Origin of the sequence: Acinetobacter sp. YH12105, assembly GCF_013419095.1 — a bacterium.
GTDB classification, from domain to species: domain Bacteria; phylum Pseudomonadota; class Gammaproteobacteria; order Pseudomonadales; family Moraxellaceae; genus Acinetobacter; species Acinetobacter pseudolwoffii.
The window spans coordinates 12,541-36,727 of record NZ_VPAU01000007.1; the positions used below are offsets into that span (position 1 = coordinate 12,541).

Consider the following 24,187-nt stretch of genomic DNA (forward strand, 5'->3'; position numbering starts at 1 on the left):
GCTCGGTTATAATCAAACGATTCATGCATGAACCTATTGATGAACGAGCCTTCAATGAAAATAAGCAGTGACGCATCTCTACTACAATCGAAAAGCATTGATGAGCCGATTATCGTACGGAGTGTCGGTCGCAAGGCCACCATTACCAAGGAAGAACTGTTTCAGGCAGCATTAAACCTGATTGGTCCACAAAAAAGTATTGCATCGTTGAGCCTGCGTGAAGTCGCACGTGAGGCCGGTATTGCGCCAAACAGTTTCTATCGTCATTTTAAAGATATTGATGAGCTGGCCATTGAGCTGATTGATCGTGCCGGGATTGTATTACGTCAGATTCTGCATGAAGCACGCTTAAAAGCCTCCCGACAAAGCAGTATTATTCGTAGTTCGGTCGAAATTTTTATTGCTCAGCTGGATGCAGATGAAGGCAATTTAAGCCTGTTATTGCGTGAAGGTTATACCGGTTCAAAATCGTATAAACAGGCTGTAGAACGCCAGTTAAATTATTTTCAGCAGGAATTGCAGGATGATTTGATTCGTCTGGAACGCCTGAATAATAGAAAGTTATTACATGCCGATATTGCCGCCAAAGCCATTACTCAACTGGTGTTTAACATGGGGGCCAATGTCATTGACATGCCGGCTGAAGACCGCCAGGAAATTGCCGAACAGACCATGCTCATGATTCGGATGATTCTGGAAGGCGCTCGCCATCTGGAAGATTCGCAGCTGCGTTAATTTTCCAATTTGCGTAAAATGATATAAAAAGAGACGTACTAGACGGATTACTGTCCCAAAGTTAAAGTGATTAGCTTTAAGTTACGCGCGTGTGGCAGGGATGCCACACATTACCCATCACGACAGGACGTCGTGTATGGGTAATAAGAGACTTTTGCCTACTTTGGGGCTTTCCAAAGTAGGGTTGCGCCTGCACAAATCCATTGAAACTTTTAAAGGGAAGATGAGGCTGCGCAATATCCAAGTATAAATATCAGATATTTAAAAACACTATCTAATTGCTTTTATTACTCCATACAATTCAAACTATAGCCTAGTTAAAATTGTGGAACAGTAGTGGTACCAGTCATCTCTTTTTTATGACGATTACAACAGTACAAGTTGTGCTTTCACTATCTCCGCAGTGGCTTCCGGATACTCAAGCGGAAACATATGTCCGCCCTCGACCACTGAATAATTGATCCGATAAATCTTGTGCATGCCTTGCGGCAAACCCTGCTGATAAAACTGGCTCTGCTCTGCAGTCATCAGATGAATCGGCACTTCAGGTGGTCGTCTTGGCGTACGCCACCACCATGCCGGTACAGTCCGGAAAATCTCCGCTTCTACCTGTTTTGGAATGCTCAAAGTCACCCCACCGCGTTCAGGTTCTGGCTGAATGCCACTCTCGATATAATCAGCAAAACATTGCTCATCAAAATTGCTAAATAAGCGGTTTGATCTGAGTGCATCAACTGCGACCTGTTTCGATGGCCAGTGATCCTTGCGTTTTAGCGTAATTCCTGCAGGTGTATAGTGATCGATACTTTTCAGATTCAGCTTTTTAACCAGTTCAAACATGGCGCTGTTTTTTCCAATAATAAATGGCGGATCCATAATTAACAGTTTGGAAAACAGTTCCGGACGTCGATACGCTGCCATCAAAGTCACCAGACCACCAAAGGAATGTCCAAGACCCACCACCTGCTGCTGAGGAAATTGCTGCTCGATATCTGCAATGACTTCATCGACCAGATAGCGCCAGTCTGGCGTAATCGGATATTGCGACTTCATGCCAATCAAGGGAATCGCTTTGACCTCATATTCTGGCTGGAAACAGTCCAGAAATTTCTGATAGGTTGCCGCAGGGATGCCATTGGCATGGGTAAAATGTAGGGCTTGTTTCATTATTTTCCAAACGCAGCGCGTATTCATCCTGAAATCATCGGATGAGCTTACTGATCTGAAAAGTCATGTGATAGTGCCAAAACGCTCAAAGCATGACCTTGAAGTCAGCTCTTCTTATTTTATTAAACGAATTTAAGATTTATTTCTGCGATACCGTCAAATGCTGCATGGCTAGAAAAGTCGCGCCGCAACTGGTCTTATCCCCTGCGATAAGCATTGCCCGTCCTTTGACAGTAATAGATAAATCGCTGGAGATTGCGGTGACCATGGTCTGGCATTTGGGACAATAATGCGTCATGCCATTTAAATGTACGGCGATGCCATTCATAATCAAAGACGGCTCACCTTCTACCACAATACCACCGTGGGTGGTTTTGGCTCCCAGACCAATAAAGGCTTTGGACATGTTTATTATTTCTGGTTATTGGTTAGACTGATTTTAAACACAAGAAAAATGACAGGCCAGTATTCCCCGACCAAAACAATATAAAAGCCGAATTTCGGCCATAAAAAAAGCAGCCCGAAAGCTGCATTTTTTAATTGCTTAAAACTTAAGGCTTGACGACTACCATCACCTGAATGGCTTCTGGCGTCACAGATAAACCATCCAGTAGGCCGAGACCTTCTTTCTGCAACTTCTGTAAACGTGAAATTTCATCTTCACGGATACTTGGATTAAACTGTTTCAGATAGGTCAGACGGTCAATTTCATATTGCCATTTATTACCATACACTTCTTTGGCTTGCTGCTTGAAGTTTGGCAATGCACTGCGTGCCAATTCAAGTGCTTGCTGATAACGTGCCTCAATCACATCACGACGTGCTTTCACTACTTGGCGGCAGCTGTTGCCATCTAAATGATGCAGATACGGTTTTAAAATTTCAGGCGCAATTTTTTGTGAAAGATCCTGACCTTTCTCGCTTAATAACACACGAACCAATTGTTGCGGCAGGCTTGATGGCAAGTTCAATGCTTTCGGTGCAACCACATCGACCTTGAACCAGACTTCCAGCAATACCGAACCTTGTGGCAGTGCCGCAGATTTTAATACCGCAACGTTGGTGCTACCAAAGCCTTGAGTATTGATCATTTCCATCACACTTTCAGTGAATGGATGTTCCAGGGTCAGGTATTGCGCATCTTCGCGGATTTGTGCCTGATCACGATAAAAAGTGGCAGTGATGCCTTCTTCATCCAGTGTCAAACCTTGAACCTGCATTTGATCTGTCGGCTTGATGATCACGGTACCGTTACTTTGCTCGTCAAAGTCAATATTCGTGGACGCCATAAAGCGTTTCATGAAGATCGGCAAAGTAGTATTGTCATCATAGTCTTCAAGCGCGTTGACAATTTCCTGTGCCACCACCGGACGGCAAGAGTTGTACTCTAGCAAACGGTCACGACCTTCCTGCAATTCAGCTTCCAAAGCTTCACGTTGTACGCTGACTTCTTCCAGCAGGTCTTCAAACGCTTGACCTTTGTCTGCCAATAGACAGTCTTTCAAGCGAACAATAAAGTTTTCTTGCAAGGTTTGTGCAGTTGGGGAAATATTGCCGAAAATATTCAAGGCTTCGTTATACCAGCGGAACATACGTTCTTGCGCAGTTCCCACCAGATACGGCACATGAATCTGAATCCGGTTTTCCTGACCAATACGATCCAGACGGCCAATACGCTGTTCTAAAACGTCCGGGTTGGCAGGAAGATCGAACAGAATCAGGTCAGATGCAAACTGGAAGTTACGCCCTTCTGAACCAATTTCCGAACAAAGTAAAATCTGCGCGCCATACGAATCTTCAGCAAAATAAGCGGCAGCCTGATCACGTTCTAGCAGACTCATGCCTTCATGGAACATTGCAGTACGGATACCGGCATGTAGACGAAGTACATTTTCCAGCGCTTCAACCACTGGCCCGCTACGTGCAATCAGCAAGACTTTCTTGTGTTTTAAATCAGTACGTAAACGCTCCATCAGCCACATCACGCGTGGATCGGCTTCCATCCATGCGCCATCGAGCTGGGCTTCTTCAGGCCACATTTGCTCACGCAACTTACCATCTTTCGACCAGTGTTCCGGTGCTGGTAATGGTGCCGGCTGACAGTCACGACCCGGGAAGCCCTGAATGGCTTCACGCGTATTACGAAATAGGATACGACCGGTACCATGACGGTCTAAAAGTTCGTGAATGGCACGGAAACGCTGCTCAGGATGATCTTCAATTGAATGACCCAACAAGGCCTCAATCGCAGTCAAATGTTCTGCTTCAAGTGGCAGATTTGACATCAACACTTCTGCAATTTTAGCGGTGTGCTGATATTGCGCTTCTTCATCCAGGAAACGATCCAGCGAGTTAAAGCGCTGCGGATCGAGTAAACGCAGGCGTGCAAAGTGACTTTCTACCCCGAGCTGTTCCGGTGTTGCCGTCAATAACAATACGCCCGGCGTATGTTCAGCCAGTTCTTCGACCAGATCATAACGGTCATTACCGCCATCTTCTTCGCTCCACATCAAATGATGTGCTTCATCGACCACCAGCAAGTCGAAACCGGCTTCGAGCGCCTGTTCACGCAGATCTTCATGGTCGACCATCAAATCGACAGAGGCAATAATTTTTTGTTCGGTCAGGAATGGGTTCTGTTCAGGATCATGCTCTTTGATTGATGCAGTACGGGTCAAATCAAATAACGAGAACTCAAGATTGAAACGACGGCGCATCTCAATCATCCACTGATATTGCAGCGAATCTGGTACTAAAATCAGGATGCGTTCAGAACGGCCAGTTTTCAGCTGTTGATGGATGATCAGGCCAGCTTCGATGGTTTTACCCAGACCGACTTCATCGGCCAGTAATACACGCGGAGCAAAACGCTGACCGACTTCATGCGCAATATACAACTGGTGCGGAATCAGGCCGACACGTGAACCGACCAAACCGCGCAGTGGACTGCTTTGCATATTGGCCTGCATCAGCAGCGCTTCAATGCGCAAGTCATACCATTCTTTATAATCGACCTGACTGGCCAGTAGACGGTCTAGAGGCTTGGACAGCTGGATGGTGGCACCAATGCGGGTTTCATTCAGCGATTTACGTTCTTCAGTCCCATCTTCCAGGGTACGAATGACGTGATAACGCACCACGCCATTGCGGTCTTCCACGGATTCTACAATCCATTTGGTTCCTTCCTGATCCTGTAATTCATCTTTCACATTAAATACGATACGAGATAAGGGTGCATTGCTACGTGCATAGACGCGAGTTTCATCGCTTTTCGGGAATAAAATGCTAACCGACCGCTCATCAACATCAATAAGAACGCCTAAACCGAGTTCTGTTTCAGTATCTGATAACCAACGTTGACCAATAGCAAATTGCTGCAATTTTTCCACCTTTATCTTAAGTACAAGATTATGAATATTAGGCTCAATCACGAAACGTCATTGGAGCAAAATTTCACACCTTCAAGCAATGTATTTTGACATAAAGCCCACTAAAAAGTGAGCATAATTCACGCCGATTCAAGAAGTATTTCCTAGAACGGCGCCGGACAATAAAATTCGACCAGCTGATCTGTTTGAGGATGATAAAAACTCAAACGTTCAGCATGTAAATGTAGACGCGAGCTGAGCTGTTGCTGTTCAGGTGTCGCATATAAGGTATCGCCGATAATCGGATGTCCCAGATATTGCATATGCACACGCAACTGATGCGAACGGCCGGTAATTGGCGTAAGTTTCACCCGAGTCACGGCTTGTCCCTGAATATTAAAGTGTTCGATCGCCTGCCAATGCGTGATGGCCGGCTTGTTATGTGCGGGATCTGCGATATGTAAGGGCGGACGGCTTGGGTCATATACCACGGGCACCTCAATGCTACCTTCACCTTCGAGTGTACCGGCAACCACGGCCTGATAGGTTTTGTCGGTCTGGCGTTCCTGAAACTGGCGGGAAATGGTTTTTTGTCCCCATTTTGTGAGACCAAACACGAGAATGCCGGAAGTATCGCGATCCAGTCGATGGATCAGTAAGGTTTTTGGTTCTATTTTTAATAATCGGTTAATCAGGCAATCTTGTAAATCTTCTGTTTTCCCGGGAACTGTGAGTAAACCTGCAGGTTTGTGGATGACCATGAAATCGTCATCACAATGTATCAGATGTTCGGTTAGAAAATTACTCAAAGTTCAATCCCAGGCTGATCGCGAAAAACAAGGCGGCCATGATAGAAAGCTTCGCCCATAATTACAATGCGCTTTTATGTAAATGCTGATGAAATTTCCGATTTAGGTCATAAAAATGCTCAATCGCAGCGTATCAACCTGAGGATTGTAAAATGAAGCCTGCCAATTCATGCAAAGATGCATGCTGTCGTACATCTTCATAACGAATATTGGCACCATGTGCACGCCATACACCGACCAAACTCACCACGGCTACAGAGTCCAATCCATAATTTCTTAAATCGACATAGGGATCAATCTCCAGAGCATCTATGTCTAGCTGTTCTGCCACAGCCAACATAATACCTTTGGTTGATAAGACATAGTCTGAGGGCGCACTTAAATCCCACAACCGGGTCAGACTATAAGTATTTAAGTGATGCACACCTTGACTGGAAATATTTTCGATCCACTGAATATGCTGTTCCTGATTGGCCAATAAGATCGCGTCATCGACCACACCAATTTGATCTGTCACACTCATCAAATGCGGTAAGATTTGCTTGAGCATCGGTGTGACCTGCCCTGTAAAAATCAGTTGTGGATGCGTGGAGGCATATTCACCAAGCTGTTGCATGCCCTGCATCAGGTCATCACCATATAAATCGACAATGGGAATATCCAGTGCTTTGGCTTTATTGGTCAGTTGAATCAAATTTGCCATGAGTGCACTTTCTTGTATGCCCTGTTGCATACGCAAGTTTTGTAATCCGACTAAGACCAAAACCGATTGGTTCGATGCAAGCTGCCATTTGGCTTGAGATGGGGCAAGTTGGATTTTTTTGGGCATTGGGTACAGCATGGGAGACTCTTTGGCTTCAGACAGTCGGCTTTTTCGTAACTGTATATGCTAACTCAGATTGAGGGTTACTCAATACTTTAAAAGTCAACAGGGCTATATTTAAAAAATTAAAAGCAAAAATGCTTGTATCTATATTCAGATACATTCAGTCATTATATACAAACTGATTAAATGAATTTTAAACTAAACCTTTCATTTTATATTGTCATGTTATTATGGTCTTTAATAAAAATAATAACCAAATAATAATGAGAGCATTAATAACAGTCGGCTGTAAAACCGATCATGGGGGAATCATTACTTTTGGCGACCCTTCCTTTCTGGTGGAAGGAAAAGCTGTGCATTTGGATGGAATGGTACATTATTGTCCTAAATGTAATGTCCTAGCGAAAGCTCTTGCTTCTAACCGAGGCTTTATAGTCGTCCTGGGTAGAAGCATTGTTGCGGCAGGAGACACATCAACTTGTGGTTCAAAATTTCTAAAAACTTCTGATTTGGCTGTCATAAGTAATGGTATTATCTCAAGTAAAATTGATCAATTAATATCAGATACAGCTACTAAATACATTGAAGAAAAAGAAGAAAAGATCATTAATAATATTTATTGGAGTTATGGAGATAACCTTATTCTTCTAAAAAGAAAATCTAGATTTTTTGATGACTTGAATTTGCATATAGAAACTTCAGGTTATGCACAAGGAGATACTATTGATATAGAAATAAAACCAGAATCTTCTGAGATAAACTCATTTCATCCATTTACGATTTCACTTGATATTGATGCTGAAGGTAAGGGAGTGCTTAAAAATATTTTTAAAGGAAAAACTATATTAATTGATACGGAATATTAAATATGGTGAGTATAACTGCAAGGGCTGGTGGTCGGTCTTCGACCATACAAGCAAAAAGACCTTTATTTTCCGAATTATGGAAATATTATCCGGTAAAAATGTCAGCAAGTGATGTGTATTCTATGGTGGGAGGTCAAGCTATGGCTTTATATCAAGAAAATCCTACAGGATACGCAAATGCTTGTGCTTTAAGATTAAGTAGATCTTTCAACTACGGCGGAATGCCAATTAAACAGTCAACCAGAGGTTATAAAGTCAGAGGCGCTGATCATAAACCTTATTTACTTAGGGTTCGCGAGATGATCAGCTTTGTTGAACAAAATTTAGGAACTGCAGATCTCTCCTTCAAGCCTCAAAATAACCAGGATTTATCATCACAATTAAAAGGGAAAAAAGGAATTATTATTTTTAAAGTCTCTGGTTGGGGAGATGCTTCTGGACATGTCACTTTATGGAATGGAAATGATTGTGGAGATAGTTGCTACTTTATTCATGATACACCGAGCCTAAGAACCACAGATATTCTGTTTTGGAATTTAAGATAATGAAAATAATTGCTGTACTTTTTAGTTGTCTAGTGATGAGTGCATGTTATGCAAAAGACTTAATTCCATCCATATCAAATGAGGATGAGCTCAATATCAAAAATTTTGGCTTTAGTTATTGTCTGACGAGGGCTCAGGATCAATCCCTCAGTTCTGAGGCTGCTCTAGCGATGGGCGGGTATTTCCAACAGGGTTCATATGAAGAACCCGCGTATAAAAATTTGAAAGAATATATAAACCAATCTATGAAAGCAAAAACTGAGGTGTATAAAAATCAAGCAAGGCCAGCCATATTAATGAGCTGTTTAGAGCTGTATAACTCGACAGAATATAATGAAATGGTTAAACAACAGCATCACTATCTTATCCGATAGTTATTTTTAACTTAGACTTGAGAAGATAAGTACATTCTCAAGCGTATAATGTTTAGCCCTGCTGCGCCAAAAACTTCTTAATCGCCACCTGCGCAATCTCAGCGTCCTCAAATGATTTCACACCTGATACACCCATCGCACCCACTAATTGCCCTTGATACAGAATCGGTTCGCCACCTTCCAGCATTCCCGAGAAACTTTCCATAGTCAGAAAGCCCATCTGCCCGCCTTTGATAATATCTTCAAACAGCTTGGATGGACGACGACTCATCGCCGAGCATCTGGCTTTTTCAATGGCCAGATTTGCAGTCATCGGTGCTGCACCATCCATACGTTTCATCGCAAGCAAATTGCCCGTTTCATCGACTAAGGCAATACTGACATTGAAGCTGTTCTGAATTGCATATTGATGGGCGTGATCCAATAGAAATTCCGCATCACTTAGAGTCAAATAATGTTTGGTTTGCATGAATGAATATCCCTAATTTTAGAATTTAATCTCCCCTAACCCTGAGTCAGATATGGCGCAAGGAAAAGAGGAGTAAATTTTATTATTTGTACAGATAAAACTCCCTCCTTTAAAAAGGTGAAAAGCACCGCTTCGCAAGAGGGAGGATTTTAAAAAAATTAAAATTTAAGCTTTCATCTCAGCAAAAGTCTCGATCGCAGCCTGAATGGTAAATTCAATATCTTCATCGCTGTGTGCAGCCGAGAAGAAGCCAGCTTCGAATGCAGAAGGTGCTAAATTCACACCCCGATTCAACATGCCATGGAAAAATTTACGAAAAGCATCGACATCACATTTCAACATCGAATCAAAGCTGGTGATGTCTTCCTGATCGGTGAAGTACAGACCAAACATCCCACCGACCTGTTGGGTTTTAAAGGGTACGCCCGCCTCGTCCGCTGCTGCTTGTAAACCTGCAAGAAGTTTTGACAACTGCGCAGATAGGTTTTCATAGAAACCTTCAGCACGAAGATGCTTGAACATCTCAATCCCGGCACGCATTGCCAATGGATTACCCGACAATGTTCCTGCTTGATACACTTTACCCAGTGGCGCAATGCATTCCATCACTTCACGTTTACCGCCAAAGGCACCGACTGGCAGACCTGCACCAATGATTTTACCCAATGTGGTTAAATCCGGAGTTACGCCATAATGTGCCTGCGCACCGCCTAAGCCAACACGGAAACCGGTCATCACTTCGTCGATGATAAAGACTGAACCATGCTCATCACAAACATCACGAATCGCTTGCAGAAAACCGTCAATTGGTTTCACCAGATTCATGTTGCCTGCCACAGGCTCCACAATCACGCCGGCAATTTCAGCACCAAACTTGGCAAAGCATTCTTTTAAAGTCGCAATGTCATTGTATGGAAGCGTGATGGTATGCTTGGCAAAATCAGCTGGCACACCCGCAGATGTCGCTTCGCCCTCACCTTTAGTTAACAAGCCCGAACCTGCTTTTACAAGAAGCGAGTCTGAGTGACCGTGATAACAGCCTTCAAATTTTACAATCTTGTCACGGCCGGTATAACCGCGCGCTAAACGAATCGCTGTCATGGTGGCTTCCGTGCCCGAGTTGGTCATACGTACCAATTCAATCGACGGCATGATCTCGCAAATAATATCGGCAAGCGTGGTTTCATGAACTGTTGGCGCACCAAAGCTTAAACCATCTACTGCGGCCTGTTGAACGGCTTGAATAATTGCAGGATGGGCGTGACCCAGAATCATCGGTCCCCATGAACCGACATAGTCCACATAACGTTTTCCGTCTACATCATACAAATATGCGCCTTGGGCTTTTTCGATAAAGACCGGTGTACCACCGACGCCGTTAAATGCGCGTACAGGTGAGTTGACGCCACCCGGAATATGTTTATTGGCTTGTTTGAACAATTGTTCTTGCTTTGGAGATAAGCTCATGAAGGCACTCGACTCAAAATTAAATCAATCAAAAAATTTTATGCTGTAGCTTGAAAAAGCGCAGACCATTCATCTAAACGTTCAGGAATGGCATTCATCGGTAAGCCCAATATATCACTAATCACGGCGCAATAATCCGCACCTGACTCAATGACTTCTTTGGAATTTTCAACCGTTAAACCGCCAATGGCACATAAAGGCACGTTCAATTTCTCTTTGGCCAGTTTTAAGGTTTCCAAGCCAATATTACCGGCTTCAGGTTTACTGTCGGTGGCATAGATGGCACCAAATGCCACATAGTTTGCACCATCGGCAATGGCCCGTTCAGCCAGCTCAAGCGAGTTATTACAGCTACGACCAATCAAGACATTTTTCGGCAAGCGTGCAACTGCCTCGACAATAGACCCGTCATCCTGACCCAAATGCACACCCACCCCGTATTTAACGGCCATTTCAAGATCATCATTAATCACAAAAAGCACACCATATTCAGCACACATGGCTTTCATATACTCGATTTCGTAAATTTGATCTTGTTTGGCGACTTTTTTACGGCGATATTGCAATACTGCAATGCCGCCATTGGCCATTGCGCCTTCCAGTTTTGCCAATAAAAGTTCTACGGGATCATCATTGGTAATTAAATATAAACCGCGCATCTTGCTCGCCACTTGCTAGGATGGCTCTATTATAGGCATAACTCGGTTTAATTGCCGCAGTCCTGCTGTTTCCGCGACCGGGTAGCAACAGATTTGCAGTTTTTTAGCGCAATTTTCCAGTTAAATCTAAAATATCACCATTTTCAGGGATATACCGACTATAAAATATGGGTTTTAATCGCTTTATAACAAAAATAATAAAGTGTTAATGCTTACGCCCTCCGACAAACGCTTTTAGGATTTTGCAGATAACTTGGTGGAGAAGTTGCAAAATTCTAAGAGCGGTTTTTTTTGCCTTTAAATTTTCAATATTGTTAAGCCTCTTTAAGATTAAACTCAAAAAGATTAAAAAATACCCAATTTCAGGGATGGCCCAATTAGCGCGAAAAGACTTAAATAGCGTTAGACACAGAAAATAACCAGAAAAATAAATACCTGTGTTGGTGACACCCGATCCTTTCTAGTTTTGAATAATACGTTTGTGGGGAGACGTTTCAAAGCTAGAAAGGATCATTTTCTTTATGTATGATCCGCATGACTTGTTCTATGAATATTTACGCAATAATGGCAACGAAGTCAGTAAATTTATTTAAAAAATAGAGATATAAAAAAAGCCCGGAGAAGGTCGCTCCAGGCTTGGAAAACTGTTTTATTCAGTAAACTATAACTTTTGATCAAATTCCATCAAACTGAATAAGTAATAACACAATTAATAGAATAATAAATGGCGACTTGCAAGTCTTTTATCGAAAGATCATGTTCCCTAGCCACACAATCCGATGAAAGTTACCTGAGTTTAACTTGAAATCTTATCGTATTTGCGATCAAGCAGACTGAGACGACCACGCAGGACATCCGCAAACATACGCCAGTCTGAAATAAAGCTATACACCGGCTGTTTAAAACTGGCCGGTTTATTGCGTTCAAAGATAAAATGGCCAATCCAGGCACAGGCATAACCCGAAAGCAAACCATAAGCAAAATATCGTGGTTTGCCCTGGCGAATGGCTTGAGTAAAACAATATAGGCCGATACTGCTACCTGCGACATGTAGACGGCGACTGACCATATGCCGGTGTTCGGTCAAATAAAAGCGGTAAAACTCATGATAATTGCCAATCGGCATCTGGGGTTGATGCGCGATCACATGGGTATTCTCTGGCTGTACTTGTACGTTCATTTCTCATCGTCCTGATGTTTTCTTTTACCTTAGCGTATATTTTGGCCAATTAACAGTCTCTTGATTTGCTCAAATATTCTTAGATATTTTCCAAGCAAAGCCGCAATTCCTCTCGCTTTGCAACCCTATTAACAGCTCAAAGCCAATATTTAAATTCCTGTTCAATATTTTTATATGCAGGTCAAGTCTTACATGCATTTTGATTTTGGTTACAATCTGCCACGCATACATCTAAAAATATAATTGCGGCGATTGCCCGCCGAATTTTCAGCATCTCATTAAAGCGAAAAATATCAGTACATGCTGGCGTGTACTAAACAGATAGGAAAATCATTATGGTTGAAGTTGAACTCAAGTTCCAGATTCCTGCGGCACGACGCACTGCGCTGCTCAAGGCACTTGATCCGAAAAAGTCTCAACAGATCCAGCTTCAAGCCAAATATTATGATACTGCCGACCGTCAACTGGCCCAGCACGGGGTAGCACTACGTCAGCGTCTGGAAGGTACGCGCTGGGTGCAAACCCTGAAAGCTGCCGGTAAAAGCCATATTGAACGCTTTGAACATAATCATGATCTGGGGGAATTAACTGAATCTCCTGAACTGGATTTAAGTATTTATACCCAGTTCCCAGAAGCACAGGCGATTCTGAGCCATGCGCTCGGCAATCAGTCTGATCAGCTACAACTGCAATTCGAAACCGATATTGCCCGCACCTTGCGTGTAATTGAATACCAAGACACACAAATCGAAGTCAGTCTGGATATTGGGCAGATCCGTACCCGAAATGCTGAACAAGAGGTACATGAAGTCGAGTTTGAGCTAAAAAGTGGGTTGATACACAATTTATTGGCATTCAGTTTTGAATGGGTCAAGAAATATCAGCTCTGGCTCGATGTACGCAGCAAGGCAGAAATTGGTAATTTATTGGCCACCTCACAACGCGTGAGCCCGGCCACCTTCGCCAAAGAGTTCCAGATCAGTAAAAAAGACAGCGCTGGTAAAACCCTATGCAGTCTGATTGCGCAGCAGATGCAACATTTATTGCCAAATATCGCCGCGATTTCAGCTCAGGTTGCACAGCAGGAACATATTCAGCAGGCTCAACTGGCACTGGATCAGCTATATCTCACTTTGCTGCTGTTTAAAGACTGGCATCCGCAGCTTTCGGACAAATGGGCACATCAAATGGCTGCCTTTAAGCAGCAGTTCGAGCATTTACAACATTTGCAGCATATGCAAAACAGCTTGGCCAGCTTCCTGCAAAATCCGACCACTGCGGAAAATCTGAGTAAAGATATTCTGTATGCTCAGGAAAAACTGGGCAATCTAGTCAAATCAACGCAAAATGTGCATCATTATCTGGAGTTATTGACTTTTAGTTTAACTGAAGATGAACATGCTGCTCTGGATTTAAAAACTGCTGCACAAACCACGCTGCAACAACAGTATAAAGTGCTGCAAGAACAGATGAACCAGACTGAAATTAACAATTTTGAAAGTCTGGATCAATTGGCAAGCCGGATTCAGGAACTCAAATTCAGCTTCCCGATTTTAACCACAATCTATGACGTCAAAAACTTGCAGAAGTACAGCAAAGCGCTGAATGATGCACAACTTGCAGCCGGTGAATATCAAACCTTGGCCTCTTCGGCAGTGTATATTCAGCAAACTGAACTGGAAGCGAGTGACTGGTTTGTATTAGGCTGGCTGACTGCTAAACAGGAAGTCTATGCCCAGAAACTGCTTGAGGCGACAGAACAGTTCCTGGTGAGCCGTAAATTCCTCAAATAAATATCTTTAAGAACATTTCAAAGCACGCTCCCTCTACGGCGTGCTTTTTTTGTTGCAGAAGCACATCACACTGTGGCTAATCTTTGAGCTATATTGATCTGTATAACCTACATCGAGAAGGAATGACCCGATGGCAGAAATAGAGCTTAAATTCCAGATTCCGTCACAGTCACGTGCACAATTTGAACAGGACTTCCAGAAGCTTCAGCCGACTCGGCATCGTTTATGTGCGCGCTACTTCGATACTGAAGCACAACAACTCCAACAAAATCAAATCGCCTTGCGACAACGTCTAGAAGACCAGCAATGGATTCAAACCCTGAAAGCACCTACTGAGCAGCAATTTGAACGTTTTGAACTTGAACATACATTAAAAAGCCCACCTGAAAGCTGTGATTTTCAGTTATATCGCAAACACAAACCGGCAAAAAAAATCCTGAAACAGGCGCTTGGCGATTTGGATATACCGCTTATTCTGCAATTTGAAACAGATGTCGCGCGTTATGTGCTGACCGAAACACATCAAAATAGCCAGATTGAGATTGCCTTTGATGTAGGGGAAATTCGCCATAAGGATCAAGCCATTGATATTTATGAAGTCGAATTTGAGCTAAAATCCGGTCAATTGAGCGAATTGATTGATTTCATTCGGCCATGGATTCAACGTTATGATTTATGGCTGGATACGCGGAGTAAATCGGAACGCGGTTATGCCCTATTACAGGGTGAAGAAAGTCTGCCTGTGCAGCATCAGCTGCCATTAGAACTTGAGCAGAAAGATCAGATTGCTACTATTTTAAAGAAAATCGTAGCCAACTGTCTGGCTCATCTTTTTCCGAATGCAACTGCGATTGCCGCTGATCATTATAACAGCGATCATGTGCATCAGGCACGTGTCGCGATCCGGCGCTTACGCAGTGCCTTTAAAATTTTCCAGTCTGTGACTGAACATGTACAGCCAGAATGGCCGGAACAGCTGCGAGATATTTTTCAGCAACTGGGTTCTACCCGAGATCGCGATGCCCTTGCAGAAAGTCTGATTCCGCAACTGGAAAAAGCCGGCTCACCCTTATTAAAATTACCACCACATCGACAAAAACAGCCAGATATTAGCGCGCTGTTCAGACATTCAGCTACAGTGGACTTGATACTGCAACTACTCAGCTTTAGTCAGGAAAAAACGCATAGCAAAGCCAAATCTTCGCATAAAATTTTGTGTAAAGGTTTGAGCAAGTTACATCAGCAAATTTGTCAGGATGCCGAAAACTATCAGGAACTGGATATTGAATCGCGGCATCGCACGCGTAAACGGGTGAAACGCTTGCGCTATAACGTAGAATTTTTACAGAGCTTATTTCCTGAAAAGGATGTGAAAACTTATCTGAAAGCCCTAAAACCCTTACAGGAAAGCTTGGGGCATTATAACGACCTGTTTGTGGCAGACGAACTGTTTAGACCGTATGTCAAGCAAAATAGCAAAGCCTGGTTTGTGCTGGGTTGGATAAGCGCGGAACAGCAGCGTTTGTCGAGTGAAGCAGCCGAGCGTTTACAGCAGTTTGCTGAAAATACCAAACCCTTCTGGTAAAACCGGGCTAGCGATATTTACCAAACACTTTCCAGGTATTATTATCGGCCAGAGGGTCATTATAACTATCACTGCGTTGCTTACGTGGTTTATCACGGGCATCGATCAGCTCAAAATGTGGCTCGACACTCAGCACGATACCATTCACATAAAAACGGGTACGTGTATATTCACTTTGACCATGCTGAAACACATAAGTACGTAAGTCTACAAATTCGCGGTGTGCCACCAAAGCCGCGGTATCGTCACTGTCGAGCCAGTGTCGCATGGCTGCGATCTGTTCGGGTTCAAACTGCCCGCATTTTTCAATCAGGCTGGCCACACCACGAAAAGTTTTAGATTCTTTGGCCCGGGTTTTATTTAGCCTGATTCGGTCAACATGAAAATAAAACAGCGGCAAGTTTAAATGACTGGGAAGATGGATAGCATCTAGGGTTTCATCGTCCATGAAAGGTTGGAACAGATCCTGCGCCCTTTCAATCAGAGCAAGCCACTGGGTGTAATATTCTTCGACCTGCGATTTGGTTCCATAATAAATCGGCAGACCTTCGACATTGGCCAGATTTGCCGGTGGCCAGATATTCTGGCGCAATAAGGCAATATCACTTTTCAGACTTTGTACCGCAATCGCATCCTGCATGGCATTCACTTTTATATGCTTAGGCTATTTTTAGATTAAGGCAAAGGTTTAGTTTCTGCAAGGCTTTGCCTATAATTAGCCATTAAGATTTTATGATGGTCAGGAAAAATTCATGGTTCAAAAGATTGAAGCAACCGATGTAACCGAAGAAGAAGCGTTAAATGCGGCATTCTTTGAACGTGCTGATGAATTTATTCAACAAGCCAACGAGTTTTGTCGCGTAGAAAAAGGCTCGCAGGAAAAACCGAGTGATAAGCGCGGTCAAGTCAGTGCAGCCATGTTATTTGGTACTGCCCGTTTCAATACCTGGGTGGCAGCGAATAACTTTAAAGATGGCAACGAAATGCGCGATGCCAAAGATCAGGTGATGTCTTATATTATGCAGCAATTCCAAATGATGCTGGAAGATAACTATGATGAATACTGTGAACAGTTCGAAAACTATTTACGTTTCCGTCACAATGAAGAGTTTCATGCCAACAAGCATAACCATGATCACAAGCACGATCATTGATTAAAATATGAAAAGCCCCGCGGGGCTTTTTTATTTGCCTTAATTTATCATCTTGACTTCGAACTGATTTTAGCCCCATATAAATTGAATAATAAATACACTAAAACAAGGCATAGCATGCAGCAACTTCCCTTCCCGATCATTGACCCACATATTCACCAATGGGATCCGTACAACACCCCACACGCGGCAGCATTTGCCGTAAAACTGTTTGGCAAATATCCTAAATTACTGGACAAAATGGTGCGGCTGCTCAAACCTAAAGATGTGATTGAGACCATTGGCCTGACCGAGCATCTGACCGCCCCTTATCTGCCTGCGAACTACAACAAAGATCTAGGGCATTATGAAGTCGAACAAATTGTGCATGTTGAAGCCAGCTGGCATGATCAGAAAGGTACAGGCGTGGTGGATGAAACCCGTTTTGTGGCCGGACTTTCTTTTGATCAGCATAATATCCAGCTCGGTGGCATTGTCGCTACGGCGGATCCGCGGCAGAAAAACTTTAAGCAATTGATTCAATTGCATCGCGAAGCTTCTCCAAAATTTCGCGGCATCCGTAAAATGGCTGCGGTACATCCAGACAAAGGGATTCATGCCTGGACAGATGAGCCGCATCTCTACCGTAATAAAAACTTCCTGAAAGGATTTGAAGAACTGGCCAAGCAAGACTTAAGTTTTGATGCCTGGGTCTATTCGAGCCAGATTGCGGATGTGACTGCACTGGCCAAAGCCTTTCCTAAAACACCCATCGCACTGGATCACCTCGGTACGCCTGCCGGCTTATTTGGCAAGGTGAGCAAAGCTACAGGCAAGACTGAACAAGAACGCGCCCAGATATTTTCAAGTTGGCAAGATCAACTGGCTGAACTGTCCGAGTGCAGAAATGTATCGACTAAAATGTCTGGCCTGTTTATGCCGGTGCTGGGTCATGATTTTCATCAGCAGAAACGGCTGGCAACTAAACAGGAATTATTGGAACGTGCAGCTCCCCTGATTCAGCATGCCTTAGATTGCTTTGGTTCTGAACGCCTGATGTTTGCCTCCAACTTTCCAATGGACAGTGTCAGCAGCTCACTCGTGAATATCATTGATGCTTTTAGCGATATTGTTCAGGACTATGATGAAAACGCATTAAAGCCGATCTTTTATGAGAATGCGAAAGCATTTTATAAATTATAAAAATAAGAGTCTGAATCCTTAAAAAAAGTAGGAAAATACGTATGCTCTGGGAAGAAATGATCGCGAGTCCCCGATCAGATAAGCTTTTCTATACTTGCTGAGCAATCTTTTCTAGTTTAATCGCCTCATATTATTACCAACATATTATTCACTTCGCTTTTAAGAAAGATATCGCTGTTGAAGCAATATTAGTATCAGCTGGGATTTTCCTGTTTCTTTTTGCCACTTTCTGGTGGAACTTACCCAGTGCTGTGCTATCTGGCGTTTTAAGTAGAATCCTGCTTACCAGAAAAGCAACTTAAATTAGAGCTTTTAATTATATTGAAGAATAAAAAATCCCCCTATTAGAGGAGGACTTTTTTTAATGTAGATCAATTCTATGATTTTTTGATTTCTTTTCCATATTGATCGGCCATCACTTCGACCAACTGATCCAGCTTGATGTATTTTTTAATCACGGCATCAATGTCGGCTTTCGTCAGTTGGGCAATCGCCTGATCACGTTTTTCACGGTAAATCAGCTTACGATCTTTTTCCAGTTGAGGAACCAACATACTGTGAATACGGCGATCATCTTCCAGTGCATTGACACGTTTTTTCAAAATGCTGGCTTTGGCCGCTTCCACTTCCTGTTCAGTTACACCACGTGTTAACAGCTCATTGAGTACCTGATGCACCGTTTGAGAAACCTGTGCAGATTTACCTGCGGTATAATTGGCACCCAGTGCCAAAGCACCTGAATCGGCCCATTCATTAAACTGAACATGGGCACTAAAACCGTAGACCAGCGCATTTTTTTCACGTAATTCCTGAGCCAAACGGGAAGACAGTTGAGAGTCACCCAGAATATGACGGAAGACTTGTAAAGCAGGTACATCTGCATGGTCTGCCCCCACCGGGAAGGTCAGCAATGCCTGATAACTACCGAACTCACGTTGTTCAGATAATGCATGAATTTTTTGGGCTGGATAGCTTCGATATTCTGATTTCAGGCGTTCATAAGGCTGTACCGCTTTCCAGTCCGCGAAACTATTTTTCAGCATTTTCTGTATAGATTTTGGCTGAAATTCCCCAGTCACTGCAATGTGTGCATGATGCGTTTTAAAGAATTGCTGATACAAAGCGACCACTTGCTCACGAGTGGCTGCTTTAAACTGCCTGGTGGCCAGTTCAGGTTCAAAATGGAAACGAATGTCACCGGGTTGATACACTTCAATGGTTCGCGCCATAGTCAGGCTCGACACCGTATCTGGCTCGGTATAAGGACGATCCAGACTGGATAAGGTCTGACCCTTGATCAAGTCAAACTGGCTTTGCTCAAATGCAGGTTTTTTCAGTACATCAACCACATATTGGAAAAACTCTGCAAACTTCTCTTTTTTGGCACTGATCTGTATGTTCAGGCCATTACTCGATGGGCTGGCAGTCGCTGAACCGCCTACTTCGATAATTTTGTCAGCAATCTGCTGCAAGCTCTGGCTTTCCGATGAGCGCAGCATTAAATACGCGGTCAGATCCAGAATCTCGCCTTTATTCATCAGGCTTTGCGCAGTCCCAAAATCCAGAGAAATTGTGGCATACACCTTGTCATCGCGAATATTGGTTGGGAATAGCGCGTATTTAATGCCATTTTTTAACTTACCACGCTGAATCTGCTTGTCCTTGGCAGATAAATACTGCTTGGATTGCGCTACATACTGCTTCACTTCCGCCTGATAAACACTGACATCCTTTAAAGGCTCTTCTGTCTCAGCCTGTTGGTCCAGTGTTTTTTTCGGTGCTTCCGTCTGTGTCACTTCCTGCGCTTTTTTCTGATCTTCCGGTGTTGGCAGGATATTGCCAGAAATACGATATTCAGGTTTTAGAAAGCCTTTATAGACCTGATTAACCTGACTCACATTCAGGTTTTCAATCGCATTCAGATCTTTAAAATACTGGCTCCAGTCACCCGAATAAGCCACGGCATAATCACTTAAACGTGAACCTAAAGCAGTCGCGCTATTTTTAATATTATCAGCCTGATTGCGGGTCAGATTTTTAACTCGGTTTAATTCGGCCTCGGTAAATGGCTGGCTTTGCTCTACGCCTTGAATCAAACTTTGTTCCACAGTTTTTGACTGATGATTGGGTGCATAGATCGCGCCCATAAACACCAGATTAAAGTCTTTATCTAACCAGGTGCTAGATTGCACCATGGTCGACTTTCCACTTTCCACCATGCTCTGATATAAATGCCCGCTCGGTTGCAAGGTATAGAGCGTCGGTGAAACAGCCAAAGCAGTCTTGATCTTTTCATCCGGGCCATTCAGGTAAATATTGAATTTGGCCAGATCACTGCCCTTTTGCACAGTAAATTCACGCTGTTGAATCTGCTCAGGTTTTAAAGCCGGAACTTTCACTTGCGCCGGTACACTTCGCGATTGAATCGGACTGAAATGGCTATCAATCTGCTTTAATACTTCTGCCTTATCAAACTTGCCTGAAATCACCATAAAGGCATTATTCGGTGCATACCAGCTCCGGTAAAACTGGTTCAATTCCTGCATATTGATGGATTGCAGCTCATTCAGATCACCAATCGGTAAACGGCCCAAATACTGATTGCCATAAGCCGACTTAAACACCTGATCCATGAGTACTGAAAATGGCTGATCCAGACGAATTTCGCGTTCGCGCTTTACAATATCAATTTCGGTCGGTACATATTTTTCCTGAAGAACCAGCTGATCCATACGCTCGGCTTCAAGGAAAATTACTTCACTTAGCGCCGTTTTTTCAGGACGAATGACATTGGTATATTTGGTTGAATAATAATCGGTACTGGCATTGGTCATTAAGGTATATTGATCGAGCCGACGCTGAAATTCATCACCTTTGACATTTTTAGTGCCTTTAAAAGCCAAGTGTTCCAGCAGATGCGCCAGACCACCTTTTCCTTTAGGATCATTCAGTGAACCGGTCAAATACACCGTATTCATAAAAATTTTATTTTCTTTATCATTCGGTGCCAGGATAATTCGTAAACCATTATCAAGACGATATTCCTCCACATTCTGTTCAGTTTTCACCAAAACAGGTTGTGCAAAACTCAGCGCACTACAACTCGACAACAAAATCGCCAAGCTTAAATTCTTATAACGTACCAACATTATTCATCCAGATTTTCAATGTAAATTTTTATTCGCGCTCATTCTAGAGAATGATTCTTATTCTGAATAGTCTTTTCTAAATTGAATCATTAAAATAACATGCCGCCTTGCCTGACGACATGCATATCTATGTAATCAGAGATTAAAGATAAAGTTCAGCCTGCATATATAATTTGCCATAACCCGAAATTTCAATTCGTTCCTGATCTTGCAAAGCACAATAAAGTACACCACCGCGCGCTGATGCCTGATAAGCGACCAGTTCATTTTTACCCAGTTTGTCTGCCCAAAGTGGCGCAATTCCGGTGTGAATAGACCCTGTGACCGGGTCTTCATTGATTCCGTTACTCGGTGCAAAATAACGTGAAATACAATCATATTGTGTATCTTGCGAGGTAATCGCGACATCTAAAAAGCTATTCTGAGCAGTAATCGCGGTACGCTTGCCATTTAATTGTTTTAATAATTCAAAATCAGGTGATTCATCTAGCACATCCTGTACTGACTCATATTCGACAATATAACCTTGTGCATTCAGATAAACCTGCTTAAACGGTTTGCTCAATGCCTGTCTTAAGGCTTCAGGATATTCTGTGACGGCTACTGCGCGGCGAATTGGAAAGTTCATTCTGATCTTGCCATCTGTATCCTGATCAACCACAAAGATCCCCAGATCTTTCACATGAAACTGGATCGTTTTTGCCGTACCAAATTGATTGAATAATACAAAGCTGCTGGCCAAGGTTGCATGACCACAAAAATCCACCTCCTTGGTCGGGGTAAACCAGCGAATAGCATAATTTTCTGCATCAATTATTTTCACAAAAGCTGTTTCAGACAGATTATTTTCCAAGGCGATATTTTGCATCAGTTCATCTTCGAGCCAGTCCTCCAGCACAATCACTGCAGCTGGATTTCCTTTAAACAGTTCCGTGGTAAACGCATCGACCTGGTACATTTTCATTTTCTGAAGTCCTGAATATAGTAATCTCTAGTTTAAAAGCTTTTTTGCAAGAGTGAACTTGAATATGCTAATAATCTAACTAATCTAGCCACTTAAATACATCAATATAGTGAATGATGCGGTATGACCAACCCCCATCTTCAAAGTATTCTCCTAGAAAAATCCTATCGGCTAGGTAGGCTGAGCCTGCATGATGTACCTGAAAAATTGGCACCATCTGGCCTAAGGCTATTTAAATTCTCTGGTTTTGATATTTCTCTGGGCAAGGCTGTGCTGCATAAATACTCTGCGAGCTGATTCCCGGGCCGCATAACCAGCAAATGCATGATCTGTTTATTGGCAAGCTGATTGCGGCCTATGCCGATGATCAGTCTTCCGCGACAGTCACTGGCATTATCATGTAGTGAGTGAAGAATGGAAAAGTACTCATCATGTGACTGGTGTACAATTTTATAGCATTGGCAAGGCGGTAAGCGTTGATGATTCGGACTTATGATTTTTTAAATGGGACATAAACAAAAATTATCCCGGATGAGCAGATAATATCTGCAAGCCCAGAGCATCTGAAATTATGCTACTTTATTCTCAATCTTCATTTGGTCTGATGCGCTATGATGCCTTTTAAAATTCACTGTATTGATGTCCAGAACTCGCTGCAAAATTATATCTGGTTGCTGGAACATACGGCTTCTCATCAGGTCGTAGTCATTGACCCGACCGAAGCAGGATTGGTGCAAGATTATTGTGCCGAACACGGTTTAATCTTAAGTCAAATCTGGTTAACGCACTGGCATAAAGACCATATTGGCGGTGTGCCCGGCTTAATTCAGGGACAAAATCTGCCTGTTTATGGCCCGCGTGCAGAACTCAGTAAAATTCCGTTTATCACGCATCCACTTGAGCATGAAGAACAGTTCAGCTTTCATGGGGCAGATGTTCAAGTGATCGCAGTACCAGGCCATACATTAGGCCATATCGTTTACTTCATTGATGCGATTGATGTGCTGTTCTGTGGCGATACTTTATTTGCCATGGGCTGTGGCCGGGTTTTTGAAGGTACTTATTCACAGATGTATCATTCACTGTCACGTCTGGCAGCCTTACCGCCGCGTACGCAGGTCTATTGCACGCATGAATATACCCTGTCGAATGCCCAGTTTGCCAAACACGTCGAACCGGACAATCAGGCAATTCTGGAACGCTTCGAGCATATCGAACGCTTGCGTATGTTAGGCCAGTGTACGCTGCCAAGCAGCATTGAAGATGAATTACAAACCAATCCTTTCCTGCGTGCGGATAGTGTGGAAGAGTTTCAGCGCTTGAGAACCCTGAAAGATCAGTTCTAGAGTTAAAGATCCATGTTAAAGAATCTGGTGACTTTGCGCATAAGCATCCAGTTCGTCTTGAGTGACGACACGCACTGCCTGCATTTCGTCAACACGTACCAGCAGCAAACCAGCTAAGGCCGGTTGATAACGACGTGCACTACCAAACGGCGTATAGGCTACTTTCGATTGCACTGTAAAATTCAACCAGTCCTCATGTCCCAGCATCACAGCAACCGGATCTAAGCCCTGTTGCTGCATCCATTCAATTTTCTGATTCACATTGTGTTCAATCGTCAGTTCAGTCATGGCAATCGTATTTAATTCAAGAATTACATTTTTGATAGTATAGGGCATGCATCTCAAACGATAGCTCAGAAAACCAGCAGCTGCTAATGATCCGATTAAATAATCAATGCAAGCTTAATATGCCGATGCTTCGGCATTCCCTTATTCTTACATTTTATGGCGTTGATAAAGTTCAAATTTAGATCAATAGCAAAATAAGCCTTTGAAATTAAAGTATAATTAAGTTTATTTACATGCTATAAAAACTTAATATTTAGTTAC

The 24,187-nt window shown here is 43.0% G+C and carries 22 protein-coding genes and 1 pseudogene; 10 read left to right on the forward strand and 13 right to left on the reverse strand.

The genetic code is table 11. The annotated features are described in order from the left end of the window. Nucleotides 1-54: 54 nt before the first annotated feature. A complete protein-coding gene (fabR, locus tag FTU44_RS07315) occupies nt 55-735 on the forward strand; it encodes an HTH-type transcriptional repressor FabR (RefSeq protein WP_005096625.1) in 681 nt (226 codons plus the stop codon). Nucleotides 736-1,101: 366 nt separating this feature from the next. Here fabR and FTU44_RS07320 read toward each other — a convergent pair whose 3' ends face one another. The 5 genes from FTU44_RS07320 to FTU44_RS07340 form a co-directional block, all read right to left on the reverse strand. Continuing rightward, nucleotides 1,102-1,902, reverse strand: a complete 801-nt coding sequence (locus tag FTU44_RS07320) for an alpha/beta fold hydrolase (RefSeq protein WP_180049971.1) — start codon at nt 1,900-1,902, stop codon at nt 1,102-1,104. Between the two features lie 139 nt (nt 1,903-2,041). Continuing rightward, nucleotides 2,042-2,308, reverse strand: a complete 267-nt coding sequence (locus FTU44_RS07325) for a PAAR domain-containing protein (protein ID WP_100328728.1) — start codon at nt 2,306-2,308, stop codon at nt 2,042-2,044. Between the two features lie 145 nt (nt 2,309-2,453). Next, the gene (gene rapA / locus FTU44_RS07330) at nt 2,454-5,291 is read right to left on the reverse strand and encodes an RNA polymerase-associated protein RapA (RefSeq protein ID WP_100534957.1); all 2,838 of its coding nucleotides are present in this window, start codon (nt 5,289-5,291) and stop codon (nt 2,454-2,456) included. Nucleotides 5,292-5,434: 143 nt separating this feature from the next. Next, complete coding sequence (locus FTU44_RS07335; RefSeq protein WP_159137915.1) at nt 5,435-6,079, reverse strand: RluA family pseudouridine synthase; 645 nt, start codon at nt 6,077-6,079, stop codon at nt 5,435-5,437. Between the two features lie 133 nt (nt 6,080-6,212). Beyond that, nucleotides 6,213-6,920: a phosphopantetheine-binding protein gene (locus FTU44_RS07340; RefSeq protein WP_159137916.1), complete on the reverse strand. Its 708-nt coding sequence runs from the start codon at nt 6,918-6,920 to the stop codon at nt 6,213-6,215. Nucleotides 6,921-7,168: 248 nt separating this feature from the next. Between FTU44_RS07340 and FTU44_RS07345 the strand changes: the two genes are divergently transcribed. The 3 genes from FTU44_RS07345 to FTU44_RS07355 are packed head-to-tail and all read left to right on the forward strand — an operon-like array spanning nt 7,169 to nt 8,690. Continuing rightward, nucleotides 7,169-7,771 carry a PAAR domain-containing protein gene (locus tag FTU44_RS07345; RefSeq protein ID WP_159138062.1) on the forward strand — a complete coding sequence of 201 codons (603 nt, stop codon included), beginning with the start codon at nt 7,169-7,171 and terminating at the stop codon, nt 7,769-7,771. A gap of 2 nt (nt 7,772-7,773) precedes the next feature. Next, nucleotides 7,774-8,316 carry a type VI secretion system amidase effector protein Tae4 gene (locus tag FTU44_RS07350; RefSeq protein ID WP_005171502.1) on the forward strand — a complete coding sequence of 181 codons (543 nt, stop codon included), beginning with the start codon at nt 7,774-7,776 and terminating at the stop codon, nt 8,314-8,316. Continuing rightward, nucleotides 8,316-8,690, forward strand: coding sequence for a hypothetical protein (locus FTU44_RS07355; protein ID WP_100355069.1), 375 nt, complete (start codon nt 8,316-8,318; stop codon nt 8,688-8,690). The genes FTU44_RS07350 and FTU44_RS07355 overlap by 1 nt, the downstream gene beginning before the upstream one ends. Nucleotides 8,691-8,742: 52 nt before the next feature. On the opposite strand, the gene FTU44_RS07360 is transcribed toward FTU44_RS07355, so the two are convergent. The 4 genes from FTU44_RS07360 to FTU44_RS07375 form a co-directional block, all read right to left on the reverse strand. Continuing rightward, the gene (locus FTU44_RS07360) at nt 8,743-9,159 is read right to left on the reverse strand and encodes a heme-binding protein (protein WP_005171507.1); all 417 of its coding nucleotides are present in this window, start codon (nt 9,157-9,159) and stop codon (nt 8,743-8,745) included. 165 nt (nt 9,160-9,324) lie between these two features. Continuing rightward, nucleotides 9,325-10,626 (reverse strand): glutamate-1-semialdehyde 2,1-aminomutase, encoded by a 1,302-nt coding sequence (gene hemL, locus FTU44_RS07365; protein WP_159137917.1) that lies wholly within the window; start codon nt 10,624-10,626, stop codon nt 9,325-9,327. 38 nt (nt 10,627-10,664) lie between these two features. Continuing rightward, the gene (thiE, locus tag FTU44_RS07370; RefSeq protein WP_179999552.1) at nt 10,665-11,285 is read right to left on the reverse strand and encodes a thiamine phosphate synthase; all 621 of its coding nucleotides are present in this window, start codon (nt 11,283-11,285) and stop codon (nt 10,665-10,667) included. A 796-nt stretch (nt 11,286-12,081) separates the two neighbouring features. Continuing rightward, entirely contained in the window at nt 12,082-12,465 is a 384-nt protein-coding gene (locus FTU44_RS07375; RefSeq protein WP_005171513.1) for a DUF962 domain-containing protein, read from the reverse strand. Between the two features lie 335 nt (nt 12,466-12,800). On the opposite strand from FTU44_RS07375, the gene FTU44_RS07380 reads away from it, so the two are divergent. Both FTU44_RS07380 and FTU44_RS07385 read left to right on the forward strand, forming a co-directional pair. After that, nucleotides 12,801-14,258, forward strand: coding sequence for a CYTH domain-containing protein (locus tag FTU44_RS07380; protein ID WP_100329727.1), 1,458 nt, complete (start codon nt 12,801-12,803; stop codon nt 14,256-14,258). Nucleotides 14,259-14,388: 130 nt separating this feature from the next. Further along, nucleotides 14,389-15,843 (forward strand): CYTH and CHAD domain-containing protein, encoded by a 1,455-nt coding sequence (locus FTU44_RS07385; RefSeq protein ID WP_180049973.1) that lies wholly within the window; start codon nt 14,389-14,391, stop codon nt 15,841-15,843. 7 nt (nt 15,844-15,850) lie between these two features. Here the strand turns inward: FTU44_RS07385 and FTU44_RS07390 are convergent, their stop codons facing one another. Beyond that, nucleotides 15,851-16,483 carry a hypothetical protein gene (locus FTU44_RS07390; RefSeq protein WP_180050027.1) on the reverse strand — a complete coding sequence of 211 codons (633 nt, stop codon included), beginning with the start codon at nt 16,481-16,483 and terminating at the stop codon, nt 15,851-15,853. A gap of 112 nt (nt 16,484-16,595) precedes the next feature. On the opposite strand from FTU44_RS07390, the gene FTU44_RS07395 reads away from it, so the two are divergent. Together FTU44_RS07395 and FTU44_RS07400 are read left to right on the forward strand one after the other, a co-directional pair. After that, a complete protein-coding gene (locus tag FTU44_RS07395) occupies nt 16,596-16,997 on the forward strand; it encodes a DUF3144 domain-containing protein (protein WP_005096603.1) in 402 nt (133 codons plus the stop codon). Between the two features lie 117 nt (nt 16,998-17,114). Next, nucleotides 17,115-18,179: an amidohydrolase gene (locus tag FTU44_RS07400; RefSeq protein ID WP_180049975.1), complete on the forward strand. Its 1,065-nt coding sequence runs from the start codon at nt 17,115-17,117 to the stop codon at nt 18,177-18,179. Nucleotides 18,180-18,556: 377 nt separating this feature from the next. Here the strand turns inward: FTU44_RS07400 and FTU44_RS07405 are convergent, their stop codons facing one another. Both FTU44_RS07405 and FTU44_RS07410 read right to left on the reverse strand, forming a co-directional pair. Then, nucleotides 18,557-21,328 (reverse strand): pitrilysin family protein, encoded by a 2,772-nt coding sequence (locus tag FTU44_RS07405; protein ID WP_180049977.1) that lies wholly within the window; start codon nt 21,326-21,328, stop codon nt 18,557-18,559. Between the two features lie 142 nt (nt 21,329-21,470). Continuing rightward, a complete protein-coding gene (locus tag FTU44_RS07410) occupies nt 21,471-22,292 on the reverse strand; it encodes a PhzF family phenazine biosynthesis protein (RefSeq protein WP_005096600.1) in 822 nt (273 codons plus the stop codon). Nucleotides 22,293-22,445: 153 nt separating this feature from the next. Between FTU44_RS07410 and FTU44_RS15295 the strand changes: the two are divergent. Both FTU44_RS15295 and gloB read left to right on the forward strand, forming a co-directional pair. Then, nucleotides 22,446-22,788, forward strand: a pseudogene (locus tag FTU44_RS15295) (flavin reductase); the annotation flags it as partial. 115 nt (nt 22,789-22,903) lie between these two features. Next, nucleotides 22,904-23,638 carry a hydroxyacylglutathione hydrolase gene (gene gloB / locus FTU44_RS07415; RefSeq protein ID WP_100329732.1) on the forward strand — a complete coding sequence of 245 codons (735 nt, stop codon included), beginning with the start codon at nt 22,904-22,906 and terminating at the stop codon, nt 23,636-23,638. A 15-nt stretch (nt 23,639-23,653) separates the two neighbouring features. Here gloB and FTU44_RS07420 read toward each other — a convergent pair whose 3' ends face one another. Then, nucleotides 23,654-23,926 carry a hypothetical protein gene (locus FTU44_RS07420; protein WP_074383176.1) on the reverse strand — a complete coding sequence of 91 codons (273 nt, stop codon included), beginning with the start codon at nt 23,924-23,926 and terminating at the stop codon, nt 23,654-23,656. Between the last annotated feature and the right edge of the window lie 261 nt (nt 23,927-24,187).